Here is a 10,729-nt window from a genome sequence, read left to right on the forward strand (position 1 = left end):
TCCAAACCTCTCCCCGAAGCGGGGAGAGGCTTTGAAAACCCCCTTCCCTCGTAGGGAAGGGGGCAGGGGGGTTAGGTTTTTGGAGATTATCGGTTTCATCTAATACTTTTAAAACATCCTCTAAGGGTATTTTTTTAATTGGAAGTGAAATCGGCGGTTAGAAACCGCATCTACACAAACAAAACCTGCCTTCGCAGGTTAAAGACCTTAATTTAATCTTAGTCCGCGCAGGCGGACTTTGTTTGTATAGTCGTGTATCCCTAACGGGAGGCGAAGCCATATTCTATTCGCCAGGGCTGTATAATTGTTGATATTAGTTTCATCTGTGGAGTTAAATCTAATGACACAAGCTGCAATCACAAATTTAGAATTAATTCAACCTTTAGCTAATCATCAGGCTTTGACAGATGAGCAATTTATGTTATTGCAGGAAAATGATCATCTTTATGAATATGTGGACGGAGAGCTAATTATTGTGGCAAATTCAGGTGTAGAACATGGCTACTTAGCTCTAACTCTTGGATATTTTTTAACAGGTTTTGTGCGTGATCATAAACTCGGTATAACTTGTGATTCTAGCACTGCTTTTAAAATGAAAACTGGTAACAAAATATCACCTGATCTGGCTTTTATTGATAAAGAAAGGTTACAAGGTTTAAAACGATTACCCAAAGGTTTTTTTGATGGCACTCCTGATTTAGCTGTAGAAATTATTTCTCCTAATAATACTTTTGAAGAAATTCATAATAAATTAGTAGAGTATTTTGAAAACGGAACTCGTTTAGCATGGGTAATTTTGCCAGATGAAGAATGTGTATTAGTTTATCGCAAACCTAAGCCATCACAGCTTTTGCAATTGGAAGATAGTCTTAATGGAGAAGATGTTATTCCTAATTTTAATCTGCCTTTGATAGAGTTATTTCAAGAATTATCTTTTTAGATTAGATATATATTTTCAACTATGCAGCATTTAGACAGTTTAGATTTTGCTAGAGGAGCAGACGGAACTCAGGTATTATTATCAAATAACGACAGATCACCATAACACTTTTTTTATCATCCACTTTTAAAAGTTGACTTGTCTAATTATGGATACGCTAGACATTTCAAATTTTTAAACCAATCAAAAATATTATTAACTCAAATTGCTAGTTATCTAGTTAAGGCTGATACTTCGACTATGGCTACGCCACGCAGGCGATCGCCAATAGGTAATTAGTGATAAAATCCCTATTTTCATCCTGTACATCCTTTAATCCTAGGCATCCTGATTCTGACAAAAAATGCTTACCGTGACCTGTAGGGGTTTCCCCGCCCTTAATTGTATCCCATCCCCACCACAAATACTATATCCTTGTCAACAAATATTCTCCCACCCGCAAAGCATTAGCAATAATAGTTAATGAAGGATTTACCGCAGCACTAGAAGGAAAAAAGCTCCCATCAACAACATAAAGATTATCAACATCATGAGTCCGACAATTGATATCCAAAACCGAAGTATTTGCATCTTCACCAAAACGACAAGTACCACATTGATGAGTCACTTCTCTTAAACCCATTTTTTGAGGAATATGTAAAGTTCCCATTGATTTAAAGACAGAAATTGATTGTAAAACCTGAATCCATTGCTGAATTAATTTATTAAAAGCCCTTTGATTATTATGAGTATATTCCAGGAAAACCTGCCCATTTCTACTCAAAACCCTATTGTTAAAATCTGGTAAATCCTCTGTGATCACTAACCAAGATAGAGAATGATTAGCTATAGCCTCAGCTATAAAATTAGGCATCAAAGGCGGACCATAAGCAAGTATTTTATCCTTATTTGCCCCACCAAGTAATTGCACACTCCCCATCGGATAAGTAAAATCTTGATTTCCCCAATAAAAATCAGTAATAGCCAAAGTTTTTGGGAAAACCGGATGATTGGGCTGGGTACTCAAAGTCATAACCACAGCAAAATTATGTGTCATGTAATTGCGTCCCACAAGATTAGAACTATTAGCTAATCCATTGGGGTGTTGCTCATTAGCAGATTTCAGTAACAGCAATGCCGAATTAACTGCACCACAAGCTAATACCACAATATCCCCAGAAAATATCTGCCGTTGATTTCCTATTTCTACTTCCACTCCAGTCACTTCTCGACCCGATGGGCTAGTATGTAAACATACTACCTTTGCTTCAGTTATTAATGTGATATTTGGATAATTCATTGCTGGACGAACACAATTAATATCCGCATCAGCTTTACCATCAATTAAACACGGAAAACCATCACAAGTATGACAACGAATACAAGCACTTAAACTCCGATTTACCTCATTGAGTTTGATAGCCAGTGGTTGATAAAAAGGATGAAAACCTTGATATTTTAAAGAATCATGGACTTCTTGAATATAAGGCTCATGACTCAATGGTGAAAAAGGATATTCTTGATTAATCTGCGGTTCAGTAGGGTCAAGTCCTCGCTTACCATGTACATCATAGAGTTTTTCTGCTTCGTCATAGTAGGGAGCGAAATCTTGATATTTTAATGGCCATTCTGGAGAAATCCCATCTTCATGAATAACCTTTTCAAAATCTCGTTCACGCAATCTAAACAAAGTCCCACCATAAAATTTAGTATTACCACCTACATAATAATGTGTGAGCGGTTTGATAGCTTTCCCGTGTTTGTCGTACCATAGTTCACTAGTCCGATAGCGTTCTTTCCGAGAAACTTCTTGAGTATCCCAATTAGCTTTTTCTTTAGGTAAAAAATTACCTTGTTCTAAAACTAAAATTTTCTTGCCGCTGGATGCTAATTTGTAGGCTAAAGTTCCACCTCCAGCACCAGTACCAACGATGATAAAGTCGTAATGATTGACAGTCATTGTTTACAAAAAAAGGGACGGGGAACAGGGAACAGGGAATAGGGAACAGATAAGAAACTAAATTTTCAGAGTTTAAATCTCAGTCAAAAAAGGATGTTTTTAAAAGATGCGTAGCCCAAAAAAATAGTGTCATTATTTCAATCTCATGTTTCTAAACATGAGTTTTTTCTGTTCCCTATTGATTCCTATTCCTTCTGAATATTTTTTGCTCTAGAACCGGAAGCAAATATAGCTATTCTACTTCCACCTATTCAGCTAGTTAAAATAGATGAATTATGTTGTTTAAAATTACAGGTTAGCCATTAATTTAGCCTATCTTAATTATTAAGTCTGTATTTTAAAGATCATCAGCAGGGAGAGTGATCGCCCAGTCGGAACATTTTGTAGTAAAATTAGGGCTTTGCATAGAGGAAACAAAAAAAATGACCCGTGTGATCATCGTGCGTCATGGTCAAAGTACCTACAATATAGAAAAACGTATTCAAGGGCGTACTGATGCCTCATCTTTAACCGCCAAAGGTCAAAATGATGCCAGTCAAGCTGGTATTGCCCTCAGTAGTATTTCCTTTCAAGCTATTTATAGTAGTCCCCTCCAGCGAGCTAAATCCACAGCCGAAATTATCCGCAGTCAATTGGCTACACAATCTGCTGTCATTCAAATTGATGAACAGTTGGTAGAAGTTGATTTACCCTTATGGGTAGGAATGACTACAAGTGAAGTCCAAGAACAGTTTACTGAAGATTACCGCACCTGGAAAAAACATCCCCACGAGTTTCGCATGGTTTTAGATGAACCTTCAGGAACTAAAGAACATTTCCCGGTTCTGGCTTTATACGCCCAAGCCAAGCAATTTTGGCAAGATATTCTCCCCCAACACCAAGGGGAAACTATCCTGATTGTGGGTCATAATGGCATCAATCGTGCCTTAATTAGCACCGCGTTGGGAATTTCCCCCAGTCGTTACCATTGTTTACAACAGTCTAACTGCGGTATTAGTATTTTGAATTTTGCCGGTGGTTTAGGCGAAACTGTGCAGTTAGAATCTATGAATCAAACCCAACATCTGGGTGAAACTTTCCCTTCTCTACGTCCTGGTCACAAAGGTGTAAGATTATTATTAGTCCGTCATGGGGAAACGGAATGGAATCGTCAAGGTAAATTTCAAGGACAAATTGATATTCCCCTCAATGATCATGGTAGAAACCAAGCCGCAAAAGCCGCAGAATTTCTCAAAGACGTAAATATTGATTTTGCAGTTAGCAGCACGATGTCCCGTCCCAAGGAAACAGCGGAAATTATCTTAAAGTATCATGCCAGTTTAAACTTAGAACTATTTGCTGGTTTGAGAGAAATTAGTCACGGACTTTGGGAAGGCAAATTTGAATCAGAAATTGAGCAAGAATTTCCTGGAGAATTAGAAAGTTGGCGCACAATCCCCGCCAATGTGCAAATGCCACAAGGAGAAAATTTAACACAGGTAAAAGAACGTAGTGTTGCTGATTGGAATACTATAGTTGAAAATGCCCAAACCCAGCAATTACAACTAGGATTAGTCGTTGCCCATGATGCCACTAATAAAACCTTACTATGCCATATTCTGGGTTTATCTAACGAGAATTTCTGGAACTTCCGTCAAGGTAATGGTGCTGTGAGTGTGATTGATTATCCTGACGGTATTCAAGGTTATCCAGTTTTGCAAGCGATGAATATTACTGGGCATTTAAGTAATAGTGTTCTCGATAAAACTGCGGCTGGTGCATTGTAGTTGAGATAAGTTGTTAGGGTAATTGATGAATTGCCCTAATATCAAATAGAGTAGGAGATTAAGAATAATTGAACGCAGATAAACGCAGATAAACGCAGATAAGAAGGGATGAATTAATGGATTTAAACGGAAATTGTTACAATCTAATTCACAAAGTGCCTGATACCGGAGATAGATGGTACAAAATATGGTACAAACGATAGACTTATTAAATTAAACACACTGATATTCTAAAATCATGAAAGCATCTGCTAAATTCGACTTTGAAGACGAAAAGTTCAACGCCCCACCGTCCCAAGTGATTCCCTGGGGTTTAATGATCAATCCTCGGTATGGTACAGATGGTTTACAAAGCTATGGTTTAGCGATTAGCCGCGATAATGCTCAATCTGTTGGATTTCAGCCAGATGATAATTGGCAACAGGTGGAACATGAATTTAGTTCTGGAGAAGTAGAAACAATATTTATTACTACTACTCCTAGATTAGTGATAGTGCGTCGTGGTCCGTTGTCGGTACAAGATCGGGAAACCAAGATTAGATTAGGTACATACAAAGATTACAAAGAAGAGTTTTTAGCTGATAAACTTAAATTTAAAATTTATACTCGCCATTTGATTTTTTTAGTCGGTGAAGATAAAAAGTTCTTGCATCAATCACCTCTGCAACTAACTCTGAGTGGTTCACCCGGCGCTAGTTTTGGGAAAAATTACGCTGAATATCAACAAGGGCGAATTACTGGCGGTTTTGCTGGGGAATTGGAAAAAGCTTATGCTGGGTTTCAAAAAAAACCACTAACTCCTAAAGGTCCTTTATTCCATGCTCATGGGATTTTTTGCCCTATAATCGAACCTGAAGAAAGAGGAATAGAACCGAATATTGCTTTGGTGGCTTCAACTGTAGATTATAAACATCCCACGATTTCCACTTTAACAGATTATATGATTGCTTCAGACTCTCCTGAGTCGGAAATTATTTGTAAGGCTTTTGAAGAATACAAAGAATTTGGTAAGGAAGTAATTAAACCAGAGGCTTCTAAGGTAGAAACGTCTGGTGTTACCAATTCTTATGTATATGCGGATGACGATGAATTTAGTTATCCACCTTATTAGGGATTGGGGATTGGGGATTGGGGAGTAATTACCAATTACCAATTACCAATTACCAATTACCAATTACCTATTCTTTCAATAGTAAATAGAATAGTGAACCGTTACCGCCAGAAATACCAGCGCGATCGCCTGCTAATTGACCAGAACCCATGAAATAATCAACTCTTCCTGGTCCTTTAATCGCACTGCCTGTATCCTGATCTAAAACAAAACGGTTAACTAGACGAGATTCCAGTTTGCCACGATTAGTAGGATAGGGAAAGGAATTGATAATCAGCGCCAGTGCGCCCGGTGGCATCACAGACTTATCTGTAGCAATGGAACGTTCCGCGGTGACAGGGACAACAATACTACCTGTAGCAGGCGTACCGTTGGTTTCTGCAAAGAAAACAAACCTTTCCCAACGTGGTAAATAATTACTTAACTCCTTGGGATTTTGGCGAAAATAAGTAATTAACTTAGGCATGGTTAAACCACTCAGTGGCAGTTTCCCATCTTTTGCTAGCTCTTTACCGATAGAAGTCCAAGCATAATCAGTTCCTCCAGCATAACCAACAGATGTTCTTTGCCCATTAGTTAATTTAATTTGGGCAGAACCTTGGATCTGAACCATGTATGGATCTAGACGATTACTAAACCAGACAATTTCTAACCCTCGTAACTTGCTTTTATCCCCCAGCAACCCATTTTTGCCTTCCAAATCAATCCGTTTAGGATGGGGTTTTGTCCATTTCTGGAAATCTGGCGGCAGACTATAAAGAGGATACTTGTATACAGCAGTTCTAACTCGGCTGGCAACATACACAGGCTCATAATAAGCTGTAAACTTAACAGTTCCCTTGCCATCGTTGCCTACAGACTGGTAAAAGACAAACTCTCGCCGCACAGCAGCTTGTAGTTCAGCCGCCGACTGAGAACTCACAACCAATTGCCGAAAGCGTACCAAACTCCGCTGCACCCGATTGAGGGTAATTTCCTTAATTGGGTAATTTTGATAGGCTGTAACAGCTTTATTAGTTGCCAAATAGCGCAAACTGTTATCTATGGAGGTCAGCAATGCTTGTTTATCACCCTGTTTACCCCAAAGTTGTTCATCTAAACCTAAGCAATTCTGGGGGGTACAAACAGTTTCTAAATTAATAGGTTCGAGGGCTGGTACTACTACAGGTGGTATTTCCGGGGTCACTGGTATCGTGACTGGCTGCGAATTAGGAGCTTGAGCTACAACTGAGGAAAGTGGATTTATAAAGGCAATTCCCAGACTTAAGGCAAGCAAAGTAAGGTTTTTTCTCATGTTTATCTTTCAATACTAGAATTAAAAACAGGTTCTACCCGAATTCCTGCAATCTTGGACGGACGCACCACTAGATATTCGCCTTGAATATTCTTAATCGGTACGTTAATAAACTCATTTGAATCCTGCTTTGGAGTTAATACGCCGCTATACCATTTTTGAAATTCTGGAAAGGTAGAAAAACGCACTTCTTCCCGATGTCCATTGTCTAACAGCAAAAAGACAGCATATTCGTTAGGAGTTCTAGGCATAAATTTACACTACTAAAAATACATCTTCTCCATTGTTAACCACCTCGCACCATAATGAAAAGAATTATCTAGTGGCCTGTCAATTTTGTTTTTGTGTTTAATCGGTTCTCAAATCAAAGATTCCCAAAATTGGATACAGACAATTTTAAGCTTGACAGGCCACTAGGAGTTGACTCAATTTTTCTGCCATTTTCTTTACCTTTCTTAAACTTAAGGGAACACCAATAAATAAATTACCCAATTTCGTGGGATGGGCATCCTGCCCGTCCTTGATGATTAGCGGGCAATTCGTCCCGCACCACAAGAAATTTTTGGGTATTTTTTTAATTGGAAGTCCTTAACCAAGTTTAACCTATTATAGCCCAAGTAATTTAATTAGTTATTAATAATACTCTGGTTTTCACATTCTTATCTATGACTTCTATAAGAAATATTGAGATTATTCAGTATTTCAACGGATGAATTATCGTCCCTTTGATTTCCAAGGTCGCTTCCTTCACTTAAAAACATCAAAACCTAACAACTTTTTGAGTTTTTAGGTTTTGATTGTCTGGGGTAGAAACAGCTTGATAATTTCTACTCATAACTATCCATATATTACTGTTTGTCCAATTCTTCAAGAAGTTGATCAACAAAATCCCTCAACCGTTGCTGCTGTGTCAGGGACGGTTTTCAGTCTACTTCCTGAGCAAACCAAAGTCAGCGTATTCTCACACCGAAACTAAATACTGATACTCATCAGAATTGTAAGTAGTGAGACAGAATTAATTACACAATGTCATTGCGTAGCGTGGCGTTAGCTATATGGAACGAAGTGAAATGAAGCAATTCCAAGGGTTGTGATTGCTTCCCTTCCCTCGCAATGACTGTAAATATTTTTGTCCAATTACTTGACAAGGGGACTTTCAGGAACACCTAATAAACGAGCTTGCGATCGCCCAATTTTCTCACGAACTTGTCACCATCCCCAAGGAATTGCCGTAAACAGCAAACTCAAAATATAACTAAGACAGATAATTATTCCACTCGCCTGCATCATAAATCAAAATAAATGCCAAAGCACCAAGCCCAGAGAATACAGCATATATTTAACCTGCTTTGCACAGATATAATTCATCTTTGGTAGCTTTGGCAATCACAAAATTACAAAGAAATTCCCAAATTCAAACCTAAAACAGCATGAACAAACATAATCAAAAGTGTTGTAGTCCCTAAATAAGCATGAACCGCACGCAACCCAGCCTTATCCCCAAAAAATCCACTCAGAGAAATCACACCATTAATCAATAACAAGATCAACACCAGCGAACCAGTCCAAAAATGAGGACTTTCAAACAGTGGTTTTTGCTGCATCACCAACGACAAAACCCCGCCAGTATAGCCACCCGCCAAAAATACAAACAACCAAGGAGCTAATTGACGATGAGCATTACGGCTTTGAATAGCTGCATCCTTATCCTTCCCCTCCAACAACTTACCACGCCAACCCGTCACCCCCACAAAAGTCCCCACCACAAAAATCACAATCCCCATCATTGCCGGATGTCCCCAATGTACGACCGCTTCAGGAACACCTAGAGAACGAAACCAAGCTGCAATCGGTTCTAGGAGTTGACTCAATTTTTCTGCCATTTTCTTTACATTTCTTAAACTTAACTAATTTTAACTTAGTTAGGACTTAGGTGATTTAATCGGTTATCAATAATATTTGAATATTTTTTATCTATGATCAAGATAAAAATGTCAATATAGACATATAGGAATCCGGTTTGATTCCTGATAGCGGAGCGCGGCGTTAGCCATATTTTTCTACTTAGGAAGGCAAGAGGCAAAAGGCAAGACGATTCCAGAATATTAAGGTGTACCGAGTTTTGTTCAAAAATCAAATAGGAGTCCTATGTATATCAAAGGTATTGAAAAAAATCTGAATAAAAATCCGATTGCTTAAGGGAACACCAAAAAATAAATTACCCAATTTTGTGGGATGGGCATCCTGCCCGTCCTTGATGATTAGCGGGCAAGATGCCCGCACCACAAGAGATTTTTGGGTATTTTTTTAATTGGAAGTCCCTAAGATTAATCTTCTAAAGTATTCATCAAAAGTGGAAAACCTAACTTTTCCCTTTGCTCAACATATAAATGAGCCACCTTCCTCGCCAAATGCCGAATCCTAGTAATGTAACGAGTCCGTTCCGTCACAGAAATTACCCCTCTAGCATCAAGCAAATTAAAAGCATGAGAACACTTAATCACATAATCCAAACTAGGTAAAACCAATCCTCGTTCCGTTAATTGTGTAGCCTCCTGCTCATATAAACCAAACAGCGTCAGCAACATCTCAGGATTTGACGCTTCGAAATTATAAGTACACTGTTCAATCTCACCCTGAAGATGAACATCACCATAAGTAATGTTATCAGTCCATTGAATCTTAGTAATAGCCTCCACCTGCTGAAGGTACATCACCAAGCGCTCCAAACCATAGGTAATCTCAATGGACACAGGACGACAATCAATTCCTCCACATTGTTGGAAATATGTAAACTGAGTAATTTCCATCCCATCTAACCACACTTCCCAGCCAGTACCCCAAGCACCCACCGTCGCATCTTCCCAATTATCCTCCACAAACCGAATATCGTGGTCTTCAGGACAAATCCCCAACGCCCGTAGAGAATCAAGATAAATTTCCTGAATATCATCCGGTGACGGCTTAATCAACACTTGATATTGATAATAATGCTGAAACCGATTCGGATTTTCGCCGTAACGTCCATCAGTCGGACGACGACAAGGTTCAACATAAGCCACAGCCCAAGGTTCAGGTCCCAAAGCTCTCAAAAAAGTATGGGGATTCTTAGTACCCGCGCCCTTCTCCATGTCATAGGGCTGGGCAATCAAGCATCCACGCTGTTCCCAAAACTGATGCAATATCGCTATTACTGACTGAAAATTCACTATCTACTCTTCCTTGAGTCAACAATGCCTAAACCATTGTGGACTAAACCCAGCATTATGAGCAGTTTTCAGGCAAATAAAAAACAAACCGAAAAATAGTTTGCCAAAGTAGTTGACAAACCAAAGTAGATTCGATATATTAAATAAGTGCCGAACAGAGCAGCCAAAAAGAGGCAACACTGAACAGCACACCGAACCTTGAAAATATTATAGTTTGAAAGCCAGAATACAACAAGTACCCTGCGTCAGAAAGAAAATAACCTGACCGTGGTTGTAAAAACGGTTAAGAAAGAGCTTTATAACAGACGAACCAAAATGGAGAGTTTGATCCTGGCTCAGGATGAACGCTGGCGGTATGCTTAACACATGCAAGTCGAACGGTCTTTTCGGAGATAGTGGCGGACGGGTGAGTAACGCGTAAGAATCTACCTTCAGGTTGGGGACAACCACTGGAAACGGTGGCTAATACC

Annotated in this window: 9 protein-coding genes and 1 rRNA gene; 5 read left to right on the forward strand and 5 right to left on the reverse strand. The window is 39.0% G+C overall.

Annotation, left to right across the window (positions count from 1 at the left end):
- Positions 1-340 precede the first annotated feature (340 nt).
- Positions 341-940: a Uma2 family endonuclease gene (locus IQ228_RS12625; protein WP_193962996.1), complete on the forward strand. Its 600-nt coding sequence runs from the start codon at positions 341-343 to the stop codon at positions 938-940.
- Between the two features lie 406 nt (positions 941-1,346).
- Here the strand turns inward: IQ228_RS12625 and IQ228_RS12630 are convergent, their stop codons facing one another.
- Positions 1,347-2,879, reverse strand: a complete 1,533-nt coding sequence (locus tag IQ228_RS12630; protein WP_193962997.1) for a GMC oxidoreductase — start codon at positions 2,877-2,879, stop codon at positions 1,347-1,349.
- Positions 2,880-3,301: 422 nt separating this feature from the next.
- On the opposite strand from IQ228_RS12630, the gene IQ228_RS12635 reads away from it, so the two are divergent.
- Positions 3,302-4,645 (forward strand): histidine phosphatase family protein, encoded by a 1,344-nt coding sequence (locus IQ228_RS12635; RefSeq protein ID WP_027401633.1) that lies wholly within the window; start codon positions 3,302-3,304, stop codon positions 4,643-4,645.
- A gap of 238 nt (positions 4,646-4,883) precedes the next feature.
- Positions 4,884-5,756 carry a DUF5895 domain-containing protein gene (locus IQ228_RS12640; protein ID WP_027401634.1) on the forward strand — a complete coding sequence of 291 codons (873 nt, stop codon included), beginning with the start codon at positions 4,884-4,886 and terminating at the stop codon, positions 5,754-5,756.
- 67 nt (positions 5,757-5,823) lie between these two features.
- Here IQ228_RS12640 and IQ228_RS12645 read toward each other — a convergent pair whose 3' ends face one another.
- Entirely contained in the window at positions 5,824-7,050 is a 1,227-nt protein-coding gene (locus IQ228_RS12645; protein WP_027401635.1) for a murein transglycosylase A, read from the reverse strand.
- A gap of 2 nt (positions 7,051-7,052) precedes the next feature.
- On the reverse strand, positions 7,053-7,301 hold the full coding sequence (locus IQ228_RS12650) for a hypothetical protein (RefSeq protein ID WP_027401636.1): 249 nt from the start codon (positions 7,299-7,301) through the stop codon (positions 7,053-7,055).
- An 878-nt stretch (positions 7,302-8,179) separates the two neighbouring features.
- On the opposite strand from IQ228_RS12650, the gene IQ228_RS27135 reads away from it, so the two are divergent.
- On the forward strand, positions 8,180-8,305 hold the full coding sequence (locus IQ228_RS27135; protein WP_255549973.1) for a hypothetical protein: 126 nt from the start codon (positions 8,180-8,182) through the stop codon (positions 8,303-8,305).
- 139 nt (positions 8,306-8,444) lie between these two features.
- On the opposite strand, the gene IQ228_RS12655 is transcribed toward IQ228_RS27135, so the two are convergent.
- Both IQ228_RS12655 and glyQ read right to left on the reverse strand, forming a co-directional pair.
- Positions 8,445-8,933, reverse strand: coding sequence for a DUF4079 domain-containing protein (locus IQ228_RS12655; protein ID WP_027401637.1), 489 nt, complete (start codon positions 8,931-8,933; stop codon positions 8,445-8,447).
- A gap of 444 nt (positions 8,934-9,377) precedes the next feature.
- Positions 9,378-10,259: a glycine--tRNA ligase subunit alpha gene (gene glyQ / locus IQ228_RS12660; protein ID WP_027401638.1), complete on the reverse strand. Its 882-nt coding sequence runs from the start codon at positions 10,257-10,259 to the stop codon at positions 9,378-9,380.
- Positions 10,260-10,571: 312 nt separating this feature from the next.
- Between glyQ and IQ228_RS12665 the strand changes: the two genes are divergently transcribed.
- Positions 10,572-10,729 (forward strand): 16S ribosomal RNA (locus IQ228_RS12665); the annotation flags it as partial.

The organism is Dolichospermum sp. LEGE 00246 (genome assembly GCF_015207865.1).
Lineage (GTDB): Bacteria > Cyanobacteriota > Cyanobacteriia > Cyanobacteriales > Nostocaceae > Dolichospermum > Dolichospermum heterosporum.

Excerpts from the sequence above, each read along its gene's own strand:
- IQ228_RS12655 (WP_027401637.1), bottom strand. The coding sequence starts at position 8,933 with ATGGCAGAAAAATTGAGTCAACTCCTAGAACCGATTGCAGCTTGGTTT.
- IQ228_RS12650 (WP_027401636.1), bottom strand. The coding sequence starts at position 7,301 with ATGCCTAGAACTCCTAACGAATATGCTGTCTTTTTGCTGTTAGACAAT.
- IQ228_RS12645 (WP_027401635.1), bottom strand. The coding sequence starts at position 7,050 with ATGAGAAAAAACCTTACTTTGCTTGCCTTAAGTCTGGGAATTGCCTTT.
- IQ228_RS12625 (WP_193962996.1), top strand. The coding sequence starts at position 341 with ATGACACAAGCTGCAATCACAAATTTAGAATTAATTCAACCTTTAGCT.
- IQ228_RS12630 (WP_193962997.1), bottom strand. The coding sequence starts at position 2,879 with ATGACTGTCAATCATTACGACTTTATCATCGTTGGTACTGGTGCTGGA.
- IQ228_RS12635 (WP_027401633.1), top strand. The coding sequence starts at position 3,302 with ATGACCCGTGTGATCATCGTGCGTCATGGTCAAAGTACCTACAATATA.
- IQ228_RS12640 (WP_027401634.1), top strand. The coding sequence starts at position 4,884 with ATGAAAGCATCTGCTAAATTCGACTTTGAAGACGAAAAGTTCAACGCC.